Annotated in this window: 20 protein-coding genes; 10 read left to right on the top strand and 10 right to left on the bottom strand. The window is 69.5% G+C overall.

Annotation, left to right across the window (positions count from 1 at the left end; genetic code table 11):
• Nucleotides 1-15: 15 nt before the first annotated feature.
• From Y09_RS14305 to Y09_RS14295, 3 genes are read right to left on the bottom strand one after another with little or no spacing between them, the layout of a single operon-like run.
• Nucleotides 16-567 (bottom strand): SRPBCC family protein, encoded by a 552-nt coding sequence (locus Y09_RS14305; protein WP_148639676.1) that lies wholly within the window; start codon nucleotides 565-567, stop codon nucleotides 16-18.
• Complete coding sequence (locus tag Y09_RS14300; RefSeq protein WP_082358876.1) at nucleotides 564-1,361, bottom strand: DUF899 family protein; 798 nt, start codon at nucleotides 1,359-1,361, stop codon at nucleotides 564-566. The genes Y09_RS14305 and Y09_RS14300 overlap by 4 nt, the downstream gene beginning before the upstream one ends.
• A complete protein-coding gene (locus Y09_RS14295) occupies nucleotides 1,358-1,915 on the bottom strand; it encodes a dihydrofolate reductase family protein (RefSeq protein ID WP_053918389.1) in 558 nt (185 codons plus the stop codon). Before Y09_RS14295 ends, Y09_RS14300 begins: the two co-directional genes overlap by 4 nt.
• A gap of 124 nt (nucleotides 1,916-2,039) precedes the next feature.
• On the opposite strand from Y09_RS14295, the gene Y09_RS16975 reads away from it, so the two are divergent.
• Nucleotides 2,040-2,552 carry a LacI family DNA-binding transcriptional regulator gene (locus Y09_RS16975; RefSeq protein WP_159419667.1) on the top strand — a complete coding sequence of 171 codons (513 nt, stop codon included), beginning with the start codon at nucleotides 2,040-2,042 and terminating at the stop codon, nucleotides 2,550-2,552.
• A gap of 89 nt (nucleotides 2,553-2,641) precedes the next feature.
• Here the strand turns inward: Y09_RS16975 and Y09_RS14285 are convergent, their stop codons facing one another.
• Together Y09_RS14285 and Y09_RS17340 are read right to left on the bottom strand one after the other, a co-directional pair.
• On the bottom strand, nucleotides 2,642-3,859 hold the full coding sequence (locus Y09_RS14285) for a toxic anion resistance protein (RefSeq protein WP_053918384.1): 1,218 nt from the start codon (nucleotides 3,857-3,859) through the stop codon (nucleotides 2,642-2,644).
• Nucleotides 3,860-3,917: 58 nt separating this feature from the next.
• On the bottom strand, nucleotides 3,918-4,886 hold the full coding sequence (locus Y09_RS17340) for a hypothetical protein (RefSeq protein WP_053918374.1): 969 nt from the start codon (nucleotides 4,884-4,886) through the stop codon (nucleotides 3,918-3,920).
• Between the two features lie 648 nt (nucleotides 4,887-5,534).
• On the opposite strand from Y09_RS17340, the gene Y09_RS14275 reads away from it, so the two are divergent.
• Entirely contained in the window at nucleotides 5,535-5,717 is a 183-nt protein-coding gene (locus Y09_RS14275) for a hypothetical protein (protein WP_053918371.1), read from the top strand.
• Between the two features lie 123 nt (nucleotides 5,718-5,840).
• On the opposite strand, the gene Y09_RS14270 is transcribed toward Y09_RS14275, so the two are convergent.
• Both Y09_RS14270 and Y09_RS14265 read right to left on the bottom strand, forming a co-directional pair.
• A complete protein-coding gene (locus tag Y09_RS14270) occupies nucleotides 5,841-6,767 on the bottom strand; it encodes a CPBP family intramembrane glutamic endopeptidase (RefSeq protein ID WP_234695752.1) in 927 nt (308 codons plus the stop codon).
• A 62-nt stretch (nucleotides 6,768-6,829) separates the two neighbouring features.
• Complete coding sequence (locus tag Y09_RS14265) at nucleotides 6,830-7,492, bottom strand: hypothetical protein (protein ID WP_053918369.1); 663 nt, start codon at nucleotides 7,490-7,492, stop codon at nucleotides 6,830-6,832.
• Nucleotides 7,493-7,599: 107 nt separating this feature from the next.
• Between Y09_RS14265 and Y09_RS14260 the strand changes: the two genes are divergently transcribed.
• A complete protein-coding gene (locus tag Y09_RS14260) occupies nucleotides 7,600-8,268 on the top strand; it encodes a TetR/AcrR family transcriptional regulator (RefSeq protein WP_082358872.1) in 669 nt (222 codons plus the stop codon).
• Here Y09_RS14260 and Y09_RS14255 read toward each other — a convergent pair.
• Entirely contained in the window at nucleotides 8,256-9,074 is an 819-nt protein-coding gene (locus Y09_RS14255; protein WP_082358870.1) for a MerR family transcriptional regulator, read from the bottom strand. The genes Y09_RS14260 and Y09_RS14255 overlap by 13 nt on opposite strands.
• A gap of 169 nt (nucleotides 9,075-9,243) precedes the next feature.
• Here Y09_RS14255 and Y09_RS14250 point away from each other — a divergent pair, with 169 nt between their 5' ends.
• From Y09_RS14250 to Y09_RS14235, 4 genes are all read left to right on the top strand, one after another.
• Nucleotides 9,244-11,154 (top strand): S9 family peptidase, encoded by a 1,911-nt coding sequence (locus tag Y09_RS14250; RefSeq protein WP_053918445.1) that lies wholly within the window; start codon nucleotides 9,244-9,246, stop codon nucleotides 11,152-11,154.
• Between the two features lie 44 nt (nucleotides 11,155-11,198).
• A complete protein-coding gene (locus tag Y09_RS14245; protein WP_082358869.1) occupies nucleotides 11,199-12,116 on the top strand; it encodes a CPBP family intramembrane glutamic endopeptidase in 918 nt (305 codons plus the stop codon).
• A gap of 75 nt (nucleotides 12,117-12,191) precedes the next feature.
• On the top strand, nucleotides 12,192-12,992 hold the full coding sequence (locus tag Y09_RS14240; RefSeq protein ID WP_371440369.1) for an SDR family NAD(P)-dependent oxidoreductase: 801 nt from the start codon (nucleotides 12,192-12,194) through the stop codon (nucleotides 12,990-12,992).
• 86 nt (nucleotides 12,993-13,078) lie between these two features.
• Nucleotides 13,079-13,459 carry a nuclear transport factor 2 family protein gene (locus Y09_RS14235; RefSeq protein WP_053918367.1) on the top strand — a complete coding sequence of 127 codons (381 nt, stop codon included), beginning with the start codon at nucleotides 13,079-13,081 and terminating at the stop codon, nucleotides 13,457-13,459.
• A gap of 271 nt (nucleotides 13,460-13,730) precedes the next feature.
• Here the strand turns inward: Y09_RS14235 and Y09_RS14230 are convergent, their stop codons facing one another.
• The gene (locus Y09_RS14230; protein WP_053918365.1) at nucleotides 13,731-14,759 is read right to left on the bottom strand and encodes a restriction endonuclease; all 1,029 of its coding nucleotides are present in this window, start codon (nucleotides 14,757-14,759) and stop codon (nucleotides 13,731-13,733) included.
• A gap of 327 nt (nucleotides 14,760-15,086) precedes the next feature.
• On the opposite strand from Y09_RS14230, the gene Y09_RS14225 reads away from it, so the two are divergent.
• The gene (locus Y09_RS14225) at nucleotides 15,087-16,604 is read left to right on the top strand and encodes a DUF1524 domain-containing protein (RefSeq protein WP_053918362.1); all 1,518 of its coding nucleotides are present in this window, start codon (nucleotides 15,087-15,089) and stop codon (nucleotides 16,602-16,604) included.
• A gap of 94 nt (nucleotides 16,605-16,698) precedes the next feature.
• Here Y09_RS14225 and Y09_RS14220 read toward each other — a convergent pair whose 3' ends face one another.
• The gene (locus Y09_RS14220; RefSeq protein ID WP_053918360.1) at nucleotides 16,699-17,370 is read right to left on the bottom strand and encodes a bifunctional 2-polyprenyl-6-hydroxyphenol methylase/3-demethylubiquinol 3-O-methyltransferase UbiG; all 672 of its coding nucleotides are present in this window, start codon (nucleotides 17,368-17,370) and stop codon (nucleotides 16,699-16,701) included.
• Between the two features lie 151 nt (nucleotides 17,371-17,521).
• On the opposite strand from Y09_RS14220, the gene Y09_RS14215 reads away from it, so the two are divergent.
• Together Y09_RS14215 and Y09_RS16960 are read left to right on the top strand one after the other, a co-directional pair.
• Nucleotides 17,522-18,835 (top strand): acyltransferase, encoded by a 1,314-nt coding sequence (locus tag Y09_RS14215; RefSeq protein ID WP_053918358.1) that lies wholly within the window; start codon nucleotides 17,522-17,524, stop codon nucleotides 18,833-18,835.
• 85 nt (nucleotides 18,836-18,920) lie between these two features.
• Nucleotides 18,921-20,660, top strand: coding sequence for an AIPR family protein (locus Y09_RS16960; RefSeq protein ID WP_159419666.1), 1,740 nt, complete (start codon nucleotides 18,921-18,923; stop codon nucleotides 20,658-20,660).
• The last annotated feature ends 232 nt before the right edge of the window (nucleotides 20,661-20,892 follow it).

The following is a 20,892-nucleotide window of genomic DNA, read 5'->3' as shown; positions in this document are numbered from 1 at the left end:
GCGGGCGGGCGGCGGCTACTGCGCCGTCACCGCCCGCTCGAGCGCGGCGAGGGACTCCTCGAGGAAGCTCGGCGGGAACGGCGGCAGGCCGAACTCCTCCCGGAGCGGGTCGGGCACAGCGCTCCAGTCGTAGGTCAGCGTGACCTCCGTGGCTGAGTCCCCGTCGCCCGCGCCGCCTGCCGGGGCGAGGTCGTAGCGCCAGGTCCATCCGCCGGTGCCGAGCTCGTCGTCCGGGCCGTACTGCCCGGGCTCCCAGGCGATCGTCCGGTCCTGCTCGAAGGCGATCACGCGGTTGTGCATGTCGTAGCGGCCGTGGGCGTTCTCGTGGAACATCTCGATGCCGAACACCTGGCCGACCTCGGTCAGCGGCGCGGGGTCCTCCTCGAGGGAGCCGCGGACCCAGTCCGTCGGTTCGGTCTCGTGGTGCCGGGCCGGGTCCGCGAGCAGGGCGAACACCTGCTGCGAGGCGGCGGGGATCGTGCGGGAGACGACGTAGCGTCCCTCGTCGGGTGCGGTGCGGCTGCCGTCGGTGCCCTGCTCGCCGGTGCTCTGCGTCTCGGTGCTCATGCCTGCTCCTTCGTGTCCTGGGTGCTCGTGTTCTGGATGTTCGTGTCCTGCTCGCCGCAGCACATCTCGCCCTGCGCCGGCGAGTCGTGCGAGTCTCCGCCGCCCGGCCCGTAGAGGGCCGCGACGTCGGGGGAGTCGAGCCACTTGTCATAGGTCGTGGACTGCGGCCAGCCGTCGGGGGAGTCCTGCCAGACCTCCTGCCTGCCGTAGGGCAGCACGTCCACGAGGGAGAAGGTGTGGCCGAGCTGCTCGGTGCCCCGCCCGTCGGTGTGCCAGGTGCGGTAGACCCTCTCCCCGTCGCGCAGGAGGACGTTCACGGCGAAGCCGCCGCCGGGAGGCGCGCCCATGTCGGCCCCGAAGTCGCTGCCCGCGGTGGAGTACCAGTCCATCCGGTTGCCGACCTTCTCGCGATAGGCGAGGGCCTCGCCGATCTCGCCCTGTGTGACGACCACGAAGCGCGCGTCGTAGGGCCGCAGGAAGTCGGTGCGCGTGAACTGCGAGGTGAATCCGGTGCAGCCGCCGCACTGCCACTCGGCGCCCGGTGACCACATGTGGTGGTAGGTGATCAGCTGCGTCGCGCCGTCGAAGACGTCGACCAGGCGGATCGGCCCGTCGGCCCCCTCGAGCGTGTACTCGGGCAGCTCGACCATCGGCAGGCCCCGACGCTGCGCGGCGATCGCGTCGAGCTCGCGCGTCGCGGCCTTCTCACGCTCGCGCAGCGAAGCGAGCTCGCGCTGCCAGGTCTCGGCGTCGACGACGGGCGGCCGGGCAGGGGCGTGATGCGAGGCGGTCATGAGCGGTCCTTCCGGGAGGTCCAGCGGGTGTAGGTGACGCCGGCGGCGAAGGCGTGGTGCTCGACGAGCTCGAGCCGCTCGGTGTGCCCGTCGGGGAAGAGTCGGCGCCCGCGCCCCTGCACGTACGGGTAGGTCCACAGGCAGTACCCGTCCACGAGCCCGGCGGCGATGAGCGCGTGGCAGAGGGTGATCGAGCCGGTCAGGGAGATCTCCGCGCCCTCGGTCTGCTTCAGGGCGCGGACCTGCTCGACAGGGTCGCCGGTGAGGATCGTGGAGTTCTGCCAGGCGGGGTCCGTCATCGTGGAGCTGACCACGTACTTCTGCAGGGCGTTCAGCTCGTCGGAGACGCTGGTGGTGTCCTCGGTCTGCTGCGGCCAGAAGCCGCGGAAGTCCTCGAAGGTCTGCCGGCCCAGCAGGATCGCGTCGCAGGAGGCGCTGTCGCGGGCGAGGATCTGGGCCTGGTCGGCGTCCTGGGCCATCGGGTCGAACCAGTCGTCGAGCATCTCGATGCTGCCGTCGGCGGTGGTGTTCTGGGTGAGGATCAAGGGGCGCACGGGATCTCCTCCATCGGGGTTCCTCGGGGTGACCACGCTAGACCCCGGTGCTCGGCGGCGATGGTCCGATCCTGCGCAGTCCGGCGCCCGATCGTTGGAGCGCTCCCCTGCTGCTGTCGGCCGGGTGACCAGGAGTTCCGACGGGGCCCAGAGCCCAGCCCGACGCACCGCTGCACCGCAGGGAGCCGGGGCGTCGTCGGCGGGCACCCCCGCCCGCCCGCGCCGCATCACCATGGAGGACATCGCCCGCGAGGCCGGGGTCTCCCGCGCCCTCGTCTCGATCGCGATGCGTGACGCCCACGGGGTCAGCGGCGGCACCCGCGAGCACATCCTCGAGGTCGCGCGACGCCTCGGCTACCGCCACGACCGCGTCGCCGCCGACCTCGCCGGGCGCGGCGCCGGCGCGATCGGCGTCTTCGTCGCCGACCTGCACAACGACCTCTATGCCGACGTGTTCGACGGGATCCGCGAGATCCTCGACCCCTCCGGGCGGCGGATCGTGCTGACCATCGGGGCGGCCGACGGGCCCCGCGAGACCGCGGGCCTGGACGGGCTGCTCGAGGCACGCGTCGGCTTGGGCCTGAGCCGCACGACCACCGCCCCGAGAGCGGTGGGCGTCTGCAGAAAGGGGCGCTGAGCGGCACGCCGCGGCGCTCAGCTCCTCAGCGTGCCGCTGGGAGCCCCTTTGTGCAGATCCCCGCCGAAAGGAGCGAGGAGCCGCCGGGCTCAGCGGTCCTCGATCTCCAGCAGGCTCGCCGCGCTCTCGATCTCCTCGTGCTCGGGGCGCTCCTTCTGCATCCGCTCCATGTACGGCCGCGCCCGCTCGACCTGCTGCTCCAGGTTCGTCACCGTGGTGAGGAAGTTCTGGTTGGCCTGGGTGCGGAAGGAGTCGATGCCGTCCATCGTGGTGAACAGGTTGTCGAAGGCCTTCTGCAACGTCTCGGCGGAGACGCCGGAGCTCGCGGCCTGCTGCTGCACCTTCACCGAGTTGTCGGCGAGCATCTTCGAGGTGGAGGAGATGAGGTTGTCGGTGGTGGCGTTGACCGCGTCGATCTGGTCGAGCACGAGCTTCTGGTTCTCGAGCGCCTGCGCGGTGATCACCGCGGTGCGCAGCGCGGTGACGGTGGTGGTGCGGGCCCGCTCCACGCCCTGCTGGAGCTTGGTGTTGTTGTCCTCGATGACACCCATCGAGAGGTAGGCCTGCACGGTCACCGCGATCTGGGTGGCGACGTCCTGGCGGCGCTGGCGGACGGCGAAGAGCACGTCCCGCTCGAGCGCGTCGGCGTCGGCCTGCTTGCCGGAGGCGCGCAGCTCCTCGGCCTTGCGCACGGTCCGCTCGTCGAGCAGCCCTAGCAGGTGGGAGGCCTTCTGGAGGGCGCCGAGGTCCTCCCAGAGGGCGCGGCGCTCGACGGCGAGCTCGGCGTTGTCGCGCTGGAGCCCCTCCTGGCCGCGGGAGAGCGCGCCGAGGACGTGGTCGAGCTGGTCCTGGTTCGACTCGAAGCTGCGGAAGTAGCGCTTGGCGCGGTTGCGGCCGGGCAGGAAGCCGAGCGCCTTGTCGGCGAAGGTCTCCTCCTTCGGCGCGAGCTCCTCCATGGTGGTCCGCAGCTCGGTGAGCGACTTCGCGACGTTCTCCTGGGCGCTGCCCTTCTTGTCCTTCGCGTCCCGCAGCGACTGCTCCATGAAGCGCGAGGAGGTCTGCGAGGTGCGCTCGAAGGTGCGCCGCGCGACCGCGCCGAGGGCGTTGACCTGCGCGGTGAACTCCTGGGAGTGGGGGTTCAGGGCGGAGACCTGGTCGACCCAGGCGTCGGCCCGCTGCTCGAGCTCCTGCTGCTTCTCGGCGGGGAGATCGGGGAGCACGGAGACCGCGTCGTCGTCGCTGATCTCCTCGACCGGCTCGGCCGGGGTGATGTCCTGGGCGGGGGTGGGCGGCTGGAGCTTGTCCATCGGTGCCTCCTGGGCGGGTCGCGGGTTCTGGCTGGTCAGGTGTGCCCGTGCGGGCGGGTCAGACGTCGATGATCGGGTCGAGGTGCTGGTCGGCAAAGCGTTGGCGCAGGAACTCGGAGTGCACCTCGAGGGAGTGGGAGACCCCGCCGACGAGGTCGCTCTCGATCCGCTCGACGCCCTCGGCGAGCACGGCGAGCTGGCGGTCGATCGAGGCCAGGTTCTCGAGCGCCTCCTCGCGGGCGGAGCCGGCGAAGGTGCGAAGGAAGCCGAGGATGTCCGCAGCGGCGTCGACGAGGTCGGGGACGTACCGGGTGGAGATGCCCTCGAGCATCGTCACCTCTCCGGACGAGGGGCGCAGTGACTGCAGCTGCTCCGCGCCGACGAGGGCATCGATCCTGGTCAGCAACGAGTGGACGTCGTCGAGCACTGCGGCGGCGGGTGCGGCGGCGGCCTGCGGGCGCAGCTCGCGCACGCGGGCACGGGTGGTCTCGTCGGCGGCGAGGATCCGCTCGAGCACGTCGCGGGTGCCGCCGGAGACGCTCGCATCCAGCACCGGGCGGGCGGGCCGGGCGCTCCGGGGCCGGTTCACGGCCACACCCACCCCGCCGAGGGCGAGCACGCCGACCCCGACCCCCGCGCCGAGGGCCAGCACGGGGCCGCCGAGGCCCGTGCCGAGCACGACGATCAGCGTCGCCAGCCCGGCCAGGGCACCGAGCACGACGGGTCCGCCGAGCCGCAGCAGCCAGGAGGGTCGTGGCAGGGACACCTCGCGGGAGGCGGGGCCGTGGACCGAGCCCTCGAGCGTCGTCTCGCGCGGACCCCACAGGTCGCGGCGCTCCGCGGTCGCCTTCCACGGCAGGTCGCGGTCGCCGGGGGCGGTGGGCTGGGCGGCGACGGAATCGGCCGACGTGCTGGCGTCCGGGGCGGGCGGCTCGGCACGCGGGGCGTTCTCGGACGCGTGAGGGTCCGGGAGCCGGCAGCTCCCGCTGTCCGGCCGCTCGGCGGGCGGTGTCTCTCCTGCGCTCACTGGGACTCGCTGTCCTCCCCGGGGACGGTGACGAGGGTCGGGCGCCGACCGGTGGGGCGGAGGACCGCCGTCTCGGCCGTGCGCACGCCTCGTCTTGGGCGTGCTGGAAGGCTACCGCGAGCACCTGAGGCGGAGATGGACGGCGGCAGGACGGACCGAGTGGGGGAGGCGGTGGTCGGGCGGCGGGCGCGTCGAGTCATATTCGAGGGCGAGGGCGGAGCAGGGTGAGACGCTCCGGCCGGGCATGGGGAGTTCTCCCCAGGCAGTTCGCCCCATCGCGCATCCGGCGCACTCGGCCTACCTTTCAGGGACTGGGTGCGGGACTCTCGGGGGAGAGCGGTGACGGATCTCCGCGGTGGCGGCGGAGGTCCGTCGCCAGGGCCGTGGCCCAGCGGGGGCGGGAGTCGGATCGGGGGATCCGCTCCCGCCGCCGGGACGCCGTGGGGTGGGCTGGCGTCACGGGCGGCACGCGTGCCGCGACGGGCCGGTGTGATCCCCCTGACGGGTGCTGGACAGCGCCTTTCGCGCGCGCCCGCGAGGACCCTAATCTTGCCCGGTGCGCCGCGGCGCACGATTTCTCCGACTGACCTGGCAGGACCCGTCGTGCATCAGGCGCGTCCCCACACACCGCTGAAGGAGGCCTCCGGTATGGATCCTCGCCCCGACATCCCCCTCGGTCACGAGATGGCCCCGACGACCCAGACCGGACCGGTGCCGGTCGTCTCCGCGAGCGCGGATGCGGGGGAGCGGGACAGCTCCTGGCGCACCACCGCGGGCGTGACGGCGGCGCTCGTGCTCGCCTTCGTGCTCGCTGTGCTGATGGGGCTCTGACCTCCCACCGCTCGACGGTCCTCCCACAGACCACCGCCGGCGTCCGCGCGCCCCAGGACCGGCGCGGACTCCGGCACGTCGCCTCGGCACAGGTGATCACTCGAGCTCAGCGGCCGGGCGGGGTCAGCTGACCGCCGAGGCCGTCCGGGAACGGTCCGGGAGTCGCCGTTCGCGCAGCAGCACCGCCGCGAGCAGCACGAGCACCAGCGCCGCCGGCAGCAGCAGGTGGGGGCCACCGGCGCCGGCCGTTCGCTGCACGTCGAAGCCGCCCCCTCCCGCCAGCAGCGCGTTCAGCACCGCGGTGAAGGTGTTGTTCGCCAGATGGAAGGCGATCGGCGCCTCGAGCCCCCGGCTGCCGATCGCCATCGCGGCCGTGGCCAGGCCGAGGAACAGGTGGTAGCCGAACAGCCACGGATCGGTGGACATGTGCGTCAGCGCGAAGGCGACGGCCGAGACCACCGCACCGAGGGCCAGCGCGATCCGTTCGGGGCGGACCCAGGACGCGACCGCCGGCATCGCGGCGCCGCGGAACATGAGCTCCTCGGCGAGCGCCGCCAGCGGCGTGGTCAGCACGATCACCGCCAGGAGGCCGATGGTCGTGCCGGTGACGGCGAAGTCCGTCCACCCGGTCCGCTCGGGGGCCAGCAGAGCGAGCATGCCGTTGGAGAGCACGGTGATCCCGAGAGCCCACAGCAGGTAGATCCCCAGGCGACGGCGGACGGGTCGGCGGGGGTGGCTCAGCAGACTCCGCCACGGGGCGCCGGCCATCCGGGCGACGACCGGCACGGTGAGCACGCCGGTGATCCCCATGGACAGGTTCACGGCGAGCAGCTGCAGCGGCCCGACAGTCTCGGAGCCCTGTGTGCCGCCTTCGACGAGGGAAGCCGCCTGGAACAGGACGATCTGGAGCAGGATCATCACCAGCGGCGGTAGGAGGAGGACGAGGAAGGGCATCCACCAGCGCAGGTGCAGGTGCGCGCCGAAACGTCGGTTCTCGTCGTGACGATCTTCTGCGGTCATGGTCGCGGCCTCCTCGGGTCGGTCGGTCATGATCTCTGTCCTCTCGGGTTAGTCGGGCGTGGGGGTCGTCGGTGCGGCGGCGTCGACGGCGCTCAGTTCCCGGCCGCGTCCAGGTACCAGCGGTAGCGCAGACGCAGCGCCCGTTCGGTGCTGGCTGCGGCCGCGGCGACCGCCACGGCGATGGCGAGCCAGGTCGGGAGGTCGATCAGGGGCTCGACAGGGCCGATGCGCGCGGCGACCGGTGGGATCTGCAGCAGCGGGACGGCGATCTGCTGGAGCAGCAGCGCCACGCCGACGAGGAGCGTCATGATCGACACGGCTCCCACCGCGCGGCTCAGGGCAGGCCGTCGCCGCTCGAGACGGGCCCGTCGTCCTTCGGCCGAGCGGGGGTCCGGGGTGAGCTGCTGCTCCGTGCCGTCCTCGGTGACGAGGTGGCAGCGCCGGAGCCCGAAACTGCTCGTGGCCACCTCGATCGTGCCGCCGTCGACGGGGAAGAACGCGGGTGCTCGCGCGACTGAGTGCTCCCGGCCGTCGCGGTGGAGGTGGACCTTCACGTAGCCGTTGTCGTCGGTCCTCCACTGCCGCACGTCGACCGACCAGCGCACCGGGGCGCCGCCCTCTGTGCCGGCGGACGGGGTGTCGAGGTGGTACAGCGAGCGACTCAGCTGCTGCCACCAGCGGAAACGGCGCAGAGTGCTGCCGTCGCCGGGCTCGACCCGGGCGAGTGCCCGTCGTCGTCTCCATCGTGCGAACATCTCTCGTCCCTCCGCGCGGTCCTGCTGCCAGCACACTGTGCTGGCGGGTCGTCGACGACGCTAGCACGCTGTATTGGTACGCTGTATCGGACGAAAGGAGGGGGTGCATGGACGAGCGTAGGAAGAGCACCGATGGTGCGGCGGACGCCGCCGGGCACGCCGGTCGGGAGCAGAGCAGTCGAGAGCGCATCCTCGCCGCGGCCGCCGCGATCATCGCGGAGTCCGGGGTGACGGCACGTCTCAGCGTGCGTGCGGTCGCCGCCCGGGCGGGGGTGAGCGCCGGGTCGCTGCGGCACCACTTCCCGAGCCAGCAGGCGCTGAGGGACGAGGTCATGCGAAGGATCTACGACTGGATGATGCCGGAGGTCGACCTCCACGACACGGCGGTGCCGGCGAGGGACCGTCTCATGGCGTGCCTGCGAGGAGTGCTCGACCTGGCCGGGACGGGACCGGAGGCGCGGGCGGCGACCGGTCGCCTCGTGAGCACGTTCGTCACCGTGGAGCCGACCGCCGAGGTCCGGGAGGCGTATCTGGCGATGCGACGCGATGGTCGTCGCCGCACGGAGGGCTGGCTGCACCAGCTCGCGGAGGAGGGCGCCCTCGCCGTCGCGGACGTGCCCCGCACTGCACGCTTCCTGGAGACGGTGCTCGACGGTCTCGCGCTGGAGCGGGCCCTGCCCGCCGATGACGCGCAGGCGGAGGTCGAGACCGAGGTGCTGCGCACGGTCGTCGACGCGGTGCTCACCGTGGACTCACCGCGACCTCAGGCGCCGTGATCGGGCCGGTTCCCCTGATCGGTCGCCTGCGCGCGATCGCCGACGGGTCTCGGTCGGTCGTCGGAACACCCTGCGCCGTCCGTCCGGTGCGTGTCCGCCGGTGACTCGTGCGCGAGCACATATGCCCTGCGCAGCACCTCGACCTGGGCAGGATTGTACAGCTCGGTGACCGCCTGGGTGAGGTCGGGCAGGGACGAGCGCCGCTCGGGCCCAAGGGGCGGGTTCTTCGTGCCGGGATGCTCCTCGTGGATGGTGCGCAGCACCGGAGCGAGATCCGCGGCGACGGCGTCGATCTCCTCCTCGTCCGCGTCCGACGGGAGTGCGTTGAACGCGTCGTCGGCCTCCTGGTGGTCGGCGGCGATCTCGCGCAGGTCCTCCATGCCCTGCCCGTCGAACATGCGCTCGCTGATCATGACGATCGCACGGTCGGCAGGGGTGAGGGCGTCGGCGACGGAGGCGAAGCCCGCCGGGACGTCGGCCTCGGCGTCATGCCGCAGCAGCTCGGCGATCTCGGCGCGCAGCTCCTGGCTGCGGGCGATCGACTCGGCCAGCTGCGCATCGAGGGTGCTCAGGGTCTGGGTGAAGGTCTCCCCGGAGGTCTCGAGCTCGGCGATGTCCGCCAGCGGCATCCCCAGCTCCCGCAGCCGTGCGATCTGCAGCAGACGCACCAGGTGCGCGGTCTCGTACTGCTTGTAGCCGTTGCCGGCCCGGTCGGGCTCCTCGAGCAGGCCGATCGAGTGATAGTGCCGGATCGTCTTGACGGTGGTGCCCGCGAGCTGGGCGAGCCGGCGCGTGCTCCAGGCCATCAGGGGGCGCCGGGCAGGGACGGTGCAGGGAGGGGCGATGCAGGTGCGGGCCGTTCGAGCATGCGGACATCATCCCTGCTCGGAGGCGGGCGGGGAAGGGATCCCTTGACCGTGCCCCCGGGGCACGGTGTGCGGTGCGGTCATCGCCATCGAGACCGAGGAGACGCTCATGACCACCCGCCCGGACACCCGCCACGCCACCCCGGCACCCCGCCGCTTCGAGCCCGAGGACCTGTTCAGCGACCCTGCCTTCTCCCACCCCGTGATCTCGCCCGACGGCGCATCGCTCGCCTACCTGGCCCCGTCCGACGGGCGCAGGAACGTCTGGGTGCGCGGCATCGACCAGGAGCACGAGGAGGCGCGGCGCGTCACCCACGACACCCGCCGCGGCATCCTCACCTTCTTCTGGTCCGACGACCCGCGCTGGCTGCTCTACCTGCAGGACACCGACGGCAACGAGGACTGGCACCTGTTACGCGTCGACCTCGAGCACCCCGAGGCCGACGCCCGGGACCTGACCCCGCTGGAGCCGGGATCGCGGGTGTTCTCCGCGGAGCCGCTGTCCGCCCGGCCCGGGACGGTGCTGGCCACCATGAACCCGCGACCCGCGAGCCTGGACATGTTCGGGATCGATGTGGCCAGCGGGGAGACCGCCCTGCTGCACGAGCAGGCCGAGGCCGGAGCGGACCTGCTGCTGGACGGGAACGGCCAGCCGGCGTTCCTCTCCCGCGTCGCCGCCGACGGGGTCACCGAGTTCAGCGCGATCGACCCCGGGACCGGGCAGGAGCGCCTGCTGCTGCGCGCGGGCGGCGTCGAGCAGCCGATGGGGGTCGAGGTGCGCCGCTCGACCCCCGACGGCACGGGACTGGTCCTGGGCACCTACCTGGACGGCGACGACCTGCAGCTGGTGCGCGTGGACCGGGAGACCGCGGAGGTGAGCGTGCTCGCCGCCGTCCCGGGACGAAGCCTGGACATCATGAGCGTGCTGGCCCCCGGGGTGCTGCCGCCCACCCTGTACACCGACCGCACCAGCGGCGAGATCCTCGCTGCCCGCTTCACGGGGCCGCGCCCCCACATCGAGGTGGTCGACCCGGGATTCGCCGAGGTGCACACGGCGCTCTCCGCGCTCTCGGAGGGCGTGCTCGGCTCCCTGAGCTCCGACAACTCCGGCAGGCGCTGGGTCGCGACCTTCCTGCACGACCGGGAGCCGGAGGCATGGCTGTACGACCACGCCACCGGCGACAGCCGTCGCCTGCCGGGTGCCCGTGCGCACCTGGATCCGGCGCATCTCGCCCCGATGGAGCCGGTCTCGTTCACCGCCCGGGACGGGCTGCCGCTGGCCGGCTTCCTCACGGTGCCCGTCGGCGTCCCGGCCCGGGCCCTGCCGCTCGTGCTCGTGGTCCACGGCGGGCCGTGGGTGCATGACAGCTGGGGCTTCAGCGCGCAGGCCCAGTTCCTGGCAGACCGCGGATACGCCGTGCTGCAGGTGAACTTCCGCGGCTCCTCCGGGTACGGCCGACGCCACACCCTCGCCGCTCGGGGGGAGTTCGCCGGCGCCATGCACACGGACCTCCTGGATGCGGTGGACTGGGCCGTCGACCGCGGTCTCGCCGACCCGGCGAGGGTGGGGATCATGGGCGGCTCCTACGGCGGGTACGCCGCGCTCGTCGGCGCCGCCTTCACCCCGGAGCGCTTCGCCGCGGCCGTCGACCTCGTCGGCATCGCGGACCTGAGCAGCTTCGTGCGCAGCCTGCCCCCGGTGAGCCGTCCGTACGTCGCGAGCAACTGGCTCGCCTACGTCGGCGATCCCGAGGATTCCGCGCAGGAGGCGGACATGCTCGCCCGCTCCCCGATCAGCAGGGTCGAGCAGATCGCGACCCCGCTGCTGATCGCCCACGGCGCCAACGACGCCCGCGTCATGCAGGGGGAGTCGGACCGGATCGTCGCCTCGCTGCGCGAGCGCGGGGTGCCGGTCGAGTACCTGGTGGCCGACGACGAGGGCCACGGCTTCGGCAACCCCGAGAACGAGATCCGCCTGCAGCGCGCGATCGCCGCGCACTTCGACCGGCACCTGCGCTGAGCCGCTGCCCGCACACCGCGCACGACCCGACCGGAAGGACCGTCATGACCACCCCAGCCACCACTGACCGCTCCGCCGCCCGCGCTCGCCCCGTCGACCCCGCCCGGCCCTTCGGCGCCCATCTCGTCATGAGCTGGTGGAAGCCCGTGGTGATGACCGCCGTGGTGGTCGGCGCGACCTACCTCCTGCAGCTCCTGCTCCTGGCGGGTGCCGCCCTCGTCGAGGTGGGCATGCTGGGGAAGGATCCCGACGACAAGAGCCTCACCCCGCTCTCCTTCCTCGCCTACAACCTCTCGATCATCCTGGTGGCCCCGATCGCGCTCGCCCTCCTGCGACTGGTGACCGGCACGCCGTGGAGGGGCGTGCTCGCCGTGGGCCGAGCCTTCTCGTGGGGTCGCCTGGGTCGCTGGACCGCGGTGTTCACGGGCCTGATGGTGGTGGCTAACCTCGTGCTGCCCCTCGTGCAGCCCTCCCCGCTCTCCGCGTTCGCCGTCACAGGCACGACGGTCGTGCTGCTGGTGATCGTGGTGGTGACCACGCCGCTGCAGGCCGCGGCGGAGGAGATCGTGTTCCGCGGCGTGCTGAGCGCCACCTACGGCTCGTGGCTTCGGGCGGCCCGGCCCGCGCTCGCCGTCGGGATCGGCCTGTCGACCCTTCTGTTCGCCCTGCTGCACACCTCCGCGGATCCGTGGATGCTGCTGAACTATGTCGGGCTCGGCACCAGCACGGCGCTCATGGCCTTGATCAGCCGCGGGCTCGAGGCGTCGATCGCGTTCCACGCCATGAACAACGTGTTCGCGTTCGGGATCGGCGCGGTCTTCGCCTACGGGGGCGGGATCGCCCAGGACCGCTCCACCGGTGCGGGCGGCTCGTACATGCTGCTGTTCCTGGTCGCGCAGGCCGTGGGCGTGCTGATCGTGTGGCAGGTGGAGAAGCGACGGGCCGCGGTGCGGGAGGGCTGAGCGGGCGGCGCGAGGCGCCGGGAGGCGTTCCGTGCCGGGAGGCGGGAAGGATCCGTCGGCCGACGGCGTTGCCCCATGATCGAACTGGACCTGACCGGCAGGACGGCCTTCGTCAGCGGCTCCACGCAGGGCATCGGCCTCGCGATCGCCCAGCGGCTCGCGCTCGCCGGAGCGCGCGTGGCGGTCAACGGCCGCAGTGCAGAGCGGGTGCAGGAGGCGCTCGATGCCCTGGTCGGCGCCGGGGTCGACCCGTCTCTGCTGGTGGCCGCCCCCGGCGACGTCACCGCCGAGGACGGTCTCGCCGCTGCGCTCGAGGCCGCGGGCGAGGTGGACGTGCTGGTGAACAACCTCGGCATCTTCGGCGCCGCGCCGGCGCTCGAGATCACCGACGCCGAGTGGCAGCGCTACTGGGACGTGAACGTGATGGCCGCCGTGCGGCTGATCCGCGCGACTCTGCCCGGCATGAAGGAGCGCGGCTGGGGGAGGGTGCTGAACATCGCCAGCGACTCCGCGATCGTCACCCCGGCGGAGATGATCCACTACGGCGTCTCCAAGACGGCGCTGCTGGCCGTCTCCCGCGGCTTCGCGAAGGACGCCGCCGGCACCGGCGTCACCGTGAACTCCGTGATCGCCGGGCCCACGTACAGCGAGGGCGTGCAGGACTTCGTCTACGAGCTGGTGGATCCGTCCCTGCCCTGGGAGGAGGCGGAGGCCGAGTTCATGAGCCTGCACCGCCCGCAGTCGCTGCTGCAGCGCCTGATCCGGCCCGAGGAGATCGCCAACATGGTCGTCTACCTCGCCTCGCCGCTCGCCTCGGCCACGACCGGTGGGGCGCTGCGCGTGGACGGCGGGTACACCGACGCGATCCTGCCGTGAACGACGGGCGGCGCATGGCGGAGGGTCCCGCCGCCTCGGTACGGTGCCCGCAGGGCCCGCGCCGACGTGACGACCGAGGAGACGACATGACGGAGAATCCGCTGACGCTCGACGCACTGCTCGCCCTGGAGCGCCGCGGTTGGGAGTCCCTCACCCGGCACGACGGAGGCCGCTTCTACGGCGCGCTGATGACGGCCGACGCGGTGATGATCCTCGTCAACGGCATGGTCCTGGACCGCGACACCGTCGCCGCGACCCTCGACGAATCGCCCGCCTGGACCACATTCAGCCTTGAGGATGCACGCCTGGTGCCGACGGGAGTGGGCGGCGCCGCGCTGGTCTACAGGGCGACTGCTACGCGTGACGACGAGGACGAGCCGTTCGTGGCCTTGATGTCGAGCCACTACACGCTGGTGGACGGCGAGCCTGCGCTGACGCTGTACCAGCAGACGACGGTGACGCACTGAGCGGTCTCTCGTCGCCTCCCCCGACGTCCACGCCGGTCACGACGATTACCCTGACGACCCACGCCGGGCCCATCCCGGTCGTGTCCGCGAGCGCGGACCCGGGAGAGCGGGACTCCTCCGCGCGCACCACCACGGCCGTAGTCGTCGTGCTCGTCTTCGTCGGCATCGTGCTGATGGGGCTTCGAGGGGCCGCCGTCGCCGCGCTGCGTCAACGACGCAGCCTTTCTCGCACCTTGATACGCTGGTTGTGCTATTGCTGACTTGATGATATTTAGCGCGAGATTGCGTCCTCATAGCGTGTTTGAACGTAGGAGCGGAAGTTGCCGTCCTTCACGGCGCGACGAATGCCCTGCCCGTCCATGGTAATGATCAGAAACGGTTCGCGAGATGCGCGGATGAGTTGCGTCTCGAAACCTTCACTAAACCCCGCCCACGAAATAAAGACCCCTACCCTGCATTGACCTCCACGGTCGCGAATTTTCGTCTCAAGGCTATCGAGAGTGGAGCGTTCGACCGCGCCAGACCAGTTCTTACATTCAGTGATCACTAGCGGGGACCCGTGAGCCCAGGGGGTGACGCCGCGATTGTAAAAGACGTGGTCGATCTCGGAATTGACGGTCCGTAGATTTCTGCCGTGCCGAGGGTCTAACTGTAGTCCGCCGAGGGACACAAAGAGGTTCGCGATGAGATCCTCGAGTGCAACTCCCTTCTCGTGTGCGCTGACAGCGCGATCGACTCGGTCGACATCGGCGATAGTGACTAGGTGCCCGGATTCAGTGAGGTCTTCGAAGACGCTGGTGAGATGCGATGTCTTGTCCAGGAACGAGGACTCGACCTGATGGGCGATCCGATGTCCTTGCAGGGCAAGATCGTAGAGGGTTTCTCCCTCGACCTCGATCGTGTACTCCGCAAGCCAGGCGGGGAATTCTGAATCTGCGTTCGCGTATGTCAGCCTGGAGCGTCCGGGCGGGGCCACGGAAACCTGCTTACTTAGCATCTGCAAGTATCCGGCACACGAAAAGTATTCGGGAAGGTCGCCCGGAGTTGGTGCCTCATGCGTCACGATCACCTTGAGGTTGCCCTTACTGCCGTAGAGTCGCGCCTCTGCATTGACGCCCGGAAGGTCGCCCAAGGCGTCGGCGAGTTGCACTGAAAGCTCGGCATTTTCCGGAAGGTCGACGACTCTGATCGCCCTGAGCTCCCACTCCTGGGCCCAGTAGCACTGTGGTACCTCCTCTTCGGAGTATGCAGCGTGGTGGCGGATCGCATCCATTGCGAGTTCAGGGTCCAGTTCCTCCATGGTGCCAAGGTAGCCCAGCGACGTACTCGTTCGGTTGTGGACGGCGAGACGGTTGGTCGGCGGCTCATGCGTGGATGAGGCGCGCGCCGGCGCCTTGAGTCTCCGGAGCCTCGGGGTGTGTCTCTGGGTGGGCATGAAGAACCGGGCTGCCATTTTCTGCACAACCGTGTGATGTCGGCGGCATCGGACGAAAGTCCTGCTCATTCGTGGTCGTTGAATCGTAATCTTCAAGGGTCTCTGCTGTGGAGACGCAGGGGACGGGCGACTGCCGCCGACGCCCCGGTCCGTGCCGCGCACGGACATCGGTGACGATCACGAAGGATGGGCATGAACGCTCAGAACCCGACTCCGCCGCGCCCGGACGGGAGCCAGAACTGGCCCTCGGCGCCCACGTACGGTCAGAGCCCGCAGGGCGGCCTGCCCTTCGAGCCGGCCACCTCGGCGCGGCAGCCGCAGCGCCCCATGCAGGCACCGGCCAAGAGCTTCCCGATCGCCTGGGTGCTCTCGCTGTTCCTCGGGGTGTGGGGCGTGGACCGCTTCTACCTCGGCAAGTGGAAGACCGGCCTGCTGAAGCTCGTCACTACGGGAGGTTTCTTCGTCTGGTGGCTCGTCGACCTGGTGCTCCTGACCATGGGCCAGGTGAAGGACTCCAAGGGCCGCCCCCTGCGCGAGTTCGAGACGATGAAGTGGCCCTCGCGCGCAATCTCCGCAGTGGTCGCGCTCGGGTTCGTCGGCGTGATGATCCTCGGCGCCACCGCCCCGACGCCCCCGCCTGCCGAGGTGACCGCCGCCGAGTCCGCAGCCCTCGAGGAGGCCTCGGTCCCGTCGGAAGAACCCACCACGGCGGACCCGACGACGGAGGCTCCGACCACAGAGGCGCCCACCACCGCGGCGCCCACCTCCACGGCCGCCCCGACTCCCACCCTCACCCCGGAGCCCGTCGCGGCCGAGGGCACGGCGCTCGCGGTCCTCGCCGGACTCGACGAGAAGGGCCGCGCCCCGAAGACCGACTACGACCGCGAACTGTTCGGCTGGCGCGACGACATGGATCGCAACGGCTGCGACACCCGCAACGACATCCTGCGCCGCGACCTCACCGCGATCACCCTCAAGGGCGGCACGAACGGCTGCGTCGTCCAGCGCGGCACCCTCGGCTCCCCGTACAGCGGCGACACCGTCGACTTCGATCGCGAGAACAGCACGGTCGACATCGACCACGTCGTGGCGCTCTCCGACGCCTGGCAGACCGGCGCCGCGAGCTGGGACGAGCAGACCCGTCGCGAGTTCGCCAACGACCCGCTGAACCTCCTCGCGGTCGAGTCGAGCCTGAACCGGCAGAAGAGCGACGGCGACGCCGCCACCTGGCTCCCGCCGAACAAGGACTACCGCTGCGAGTACGTCGCCCGGCAGATCGCCGTGAAGGACAAGTACGACCTGTGGGTCAAGCCCGCCGAGGCCGACGCCATGGAGCGCGTGCTCAGCAGCTGTGAGGGCTTCCTCGCGATCAAGGACGACGACCAGTGGCCCGCGACCGGCGAGGGCGACGTCGTCGCGACCGAGGAGGAGCCCGCGCCGGAGCCTGAGCCTGAGCCGGCCCCCGAGCCCGAGCCGGCCCCCGAGCCCGAGCCGGCCCCTGAGCCCGAGCCTGCTCCGGAACCCGAGCCCGCTCCCGCGTACGAGCCTGCCCCGAAGGAGGAGTCGAACGACAGCGGCTCCGGCGGAGGCAGCGCCTACTACAAGAACTGCGACGCCGCGCGAGCGGCCGGTGCGGCCCCCGTGCACGCCGGCGACCCCGGCTACAGCAGGAAGCTGGACCGGGACGGCGACGGGGTCGGCTGCGAGTGAGGCCGACGGCGTGGGCATGACCTGACCGGTCATGCCCGCGCTCCACGAGGGCGTCCCGCTCCTGCCCGCTGTACCCGCTGAGGGCGTGCGGTCGTCAGCGCCGGCGCAGCACCAGCACCGCGTCGAGGTGCTCGCCCGCCGACCCGTCGGGGGCGGTCGCGGTGCGCGGCCGCTCCTCCGCGAGCTCGACCTCCCACTCCTCGGCCGAGCCGCCGAGCTGTTCCACCTCGTCCTGCACGGAGACCATCTTCGCCGGATGGTCCTTCGCCCAGGACGGCGGCGCGGCGTGGGAGACGGTGACCAGGCGTCCGCCGGGGCGCAGCGCCGTCATGGCGCGGCGCAGGATCGCGACGCGGTCCAGCGCCACGTTCGACTGGAAGAAGCTCGCAGTGACCAGGTCGACCGATGCAGGCTCCGGCTCCCAGGCGTCGAGGTCGACTGCCTCGAAGCTCGCCCCGTCCAGCCCCCGCGCGGCGGCCTCGTCACGGGCCCGGCCGACGGCAGTGGCGGAGATGTCGAGACCGAGCGCAGTCCAGCCCTGCTCGGCGAGCCACAGCACGTCCCCGCCCTCCCCGCAGCCGAGGTCGATCGCCGTGCCCGGTGACAGCTCGGCGACGACCGACGCCATGGTCGCGTTGACCTTCCCTGACCAGACCCGCTCGCTGCCGGAGTAGCGCTGCTCCCAGTACTCGGTGGGTGAGAGATCGGGGTCCGGCTCGGCGTGCGCGGGCGAGTGGGCGTGCGAGGCGTGATGGTGTTCGGTCATGGACTGAGCCTCGCAGACCCTGCCGAGGCGCAGAAGCGCTCTTGCCGGGGACGCCAGAGCGAGCCGGTCCCGCGTGCGGAGTGCGGAGCTCGGGGTAGATTGTCGCCACTTCCAGCGGCTCCGCCGCCGCAGGGACGAGGGAGAGGACCCGATGACGAGCACGCGCCCGAGCCGCGCCGAGAAGGTCGACGCCGCGACTCCTGCCTCCCGCAACCGGGTCGTCGACTTCCTCCGAGCCGCCGCGATCACTGTGGTGGTCCTCGGGCACTGGACGATCATCGCCGTCGACCCCGACGGCGGGATCCTCCCGCACGGCGTCCTCGATGGCGCGAGGTGGACCCACCCGCTGACCTGGCTGTTCCAGGTCATGCCGATCTTCTTCCTCGTCGGCGGCTACTCCAACGGCCTCTCCTGGCGCTCCGCCCGGCGCAAGGAGATCGGTTACGCCGAATGGCTGCGCACGAGGCTCCGACGCCTCGGCATCCCCCTGATCCCGCTGCTGCTCGCCTGGCTCGTGATCGGCGTAGTCACAGTCGCGCTCGGCGCCCCGCATGCGACGGTGCAGCTCGCCTCCCAGATGGCGCTGATCCCCACCTGGTTCCTCGCCGCGTACCTGATGGTGATCCTCGTGGGCCCACCGTGCCTGTGGCTGTGGGAGCGCTTCGGGTGGTGGTCGATCGTGGGCGGCATCGCGCTCGCCGGGATCGTCGACGCGATCAGCATCGCCGCCGACCAGCCGCTGCTCGGCTACCCGAACTACCTCCTCGTCTGGGCGGCGTTCCACCAGGTCGGCTACGCCTGGCTCGACGGCCGACTCTCCGGCATCGGCCGACGGATGCTGCTGGCCGCAATCGGTCTGGTCGGCCTCGTGCTGCTCGTGCTGGTGGGCCCGTATCCGGTCTCGATGATCACCGCCGGGGGAGACGCGATCTCCAACTCGAGCCCGACACGCGTGACGATGGCGTTCCTGGGCATGCTCCAGGCCGGCCTCGTCCTCTCCCTCGAGAATCCGCTCGAGGCGCTGCTGCGTCGGCCGAGGCTGTGGTTCGTGACCGTGCTCGTGAACCAGCGGATCATGACCTGGTTCCTGTGGCACCTCACCGTCATGGTGGGCCTCGCCCATCTGCTGCTGGCGCTCGATGCTCGGGTGGTGCTGCCCGAGCCACTGACGGGGCTGTGGTGGGCGACCCGGCCGCTGTGGGCGCTCGTGCTGCTGGCGCTGACGGGCCTCGTGGTGCTGGTGATGGGCCGCTTTGAAGATCCGCGCGCCGACGACCGCCCTGCCCCGCCTGTGTGGAAGCCGATCGCCGCGGCCGCCTGCATCATTGCCGCCCTCGCCGTCATGGCGTCCGTGGGCGTGGTGGGGGAGAGCGGCGTGACCTGGTGGTGGCCGCTACTGCCGGTGGCGGGGATGGCAGTGCTCGGGGCTGGCGGTCTGCCAGTTGAGCAGGAAGAGAGCTGCTAGCGCACGCTTAGACGCAATAAAGTAGAGTCTACAAATGTCCACTCCAGGTACGATCGGAAGCCAATCCCGACGGGGGGATCAAAGAATGAGTTCCAGCAACGCCGACCAGCTTGTTGTCGCCTCACTATTCAGGGACTATTGCGAGGACGAGTACCCCGGCGACGACCCAGACGAAGTCTTTGAAAAGTACGCTGCTACGCAAGTGCTCAAGCCCTACGAGCTTACCGCTGACGAACTTGCTGCTGGTGTAGTCGACGGAGATAAGGACGGGGGCGTTGACAGCTTCTTTGTATTTCTGAACGGCTCTGCCCTAAGTTCGGATGATCCAATACTGGAGCCCGGCGACCCCGCCGTAAAGAAGCTTGGATCCCATCCTGAGCTAGAAATCTTCCTTATTCAATCGAAGAACAAGGAACGCTGGGAGGAGTCCGCCTGGGAGCATCTCCTCTCGTCGCTCACAAAACTCCTTGCGACGAATGCGGATGACGCCACGCTCGAATCTCTGTATAGGGCAGAAGTTGTCGAGCAAACCGGCATCGTTAGACGCGCAATGATCTCGCTCGCCCCTAAATTCCCCAAAGTAACGTTCAATATTCGATACGTTACTCGTGCGCTGGAGAAGAACATTACCGATACTCTCGAGGAGCAGTGCAAGCTGGTGGAGGGATTGGCAGGGTCTCTTCTTACGACTGGTGCACTCGTTTCGGCAGAGCATATCGGCGTCGAGAGGCTGTACCGGCTTGCGGGGATGGAACCTGCCAGAACAGGCGTACTTCAGTTCCGAAATCTGATCAGAGAGCCGAACTCTTTTCTTGGGGTAGTCGCCCTGAGGGATTATCTAAATTTCGTAAGGAGCGATGCTGGAGTGCTCCGAGAAGAGCTCTTCGAGTCGAATGTGCGGGATTACGAAGGTGATAATCTCGTCAATGAGGCGATAGGTCAGACCCTTGCAAGCAATGACGAGTCTGAGTTCTGGTGGCTAAATAATGGCGTTACCGTGCTTGGCGACAAGGTGGATAGCCCACAGAATGCGCTTACGATTTCCCGACCGTTGATCGTAAATGGCCTGCAGACCTCGCATGTCCTTCATCGCGCAGAGCGGGACGGACTCCTGGAGCCCGAACGTCTTGACAATGGCGTCGTAGTTCGCGTCATCGAATCGATTGACGAGGACACGCGCGATCGAATCATTGCCGGAACGAATAGGCAGACTCGAGTTCCTAGCCCGTCGCTCTACGCTACCCAATCTCTGCAGCGCGACATTGAGAGGTTTCTTCTCGTTCATGACTGGTATTACGAGCGTCGAAAGAATCGTTACAAGAATCAAGGGAAGCCAGCAAAGCGACGTGTAACTATCAGCCTCTTGGCCCAAGCGTTGATTACGCTCAAGTTTGGTCAGCCCGATGCTGCACGAGCTCGCCCCTCAACATTGCTATCTAGAAAGGATGGCTATGACAGCCTCTTCTCTGATTCAATGGATCGGAATGTCTACCTCGCAGCTATCGAGATTGTGAAGGGAGTTGACGATTTCGTCGCTACAGAGGAGGCACGGTCCGTGCTTGATGAGCGGACCAACGCGAGATTCTACGTCGCCGCAGGCTATGCAATTGTGGAGCTAAAGGTGAACGATCCTAGAGATATCAGGTTCGAGCAGAATTTCAATCGTCTCACGCGCCCCCTTAAGCTCTCCTCGCTCGTGCGGGCACTTGACGTGCTTGCTTCGTCAGTGGATGAGTATCAAAGTCGCCATCCTCGAGTGTCTCGGGATGCAGTCTTTAAGAGTAGTGAGTTCCGAGACTTCTACTTCCGCGAGTTAATCGGGTAAAAATACTGCCGATATGGCTTTGTGAAAATTGCGCGCGTCAGTTAATGTGCAGTTTGGAGGCCGTCAATTCCTTATCTGATTGTGGGCCTTAAGTTCATCGATGGCGATCTGGATGGAGGGATGAAGTTACCTAAGGTGTGAGTTTCGCAAGCGGTGCGGTGGTTGAAGTCGATGAACTGTGCTGTGCCCCCGGCGCGACGGTTGCTCACGTCGTTAACATCAGGTCAGAGTA

The organism is Brachybacterium sp. SW0106-09, assembly GCF_001293905.1.
Taxonomy (GTDB): domain Bacteria; phylum Actinomycetota; class Actinomycetes; order Actinomycetales; family Dermabacteraceae; genus Brachybacterium; species Brachybacterium conglomeratum.
Note: the sequence above shows the minus strand (reverse complement) of the source record. Positions and strands in the feature narration are given on the sequence as shown.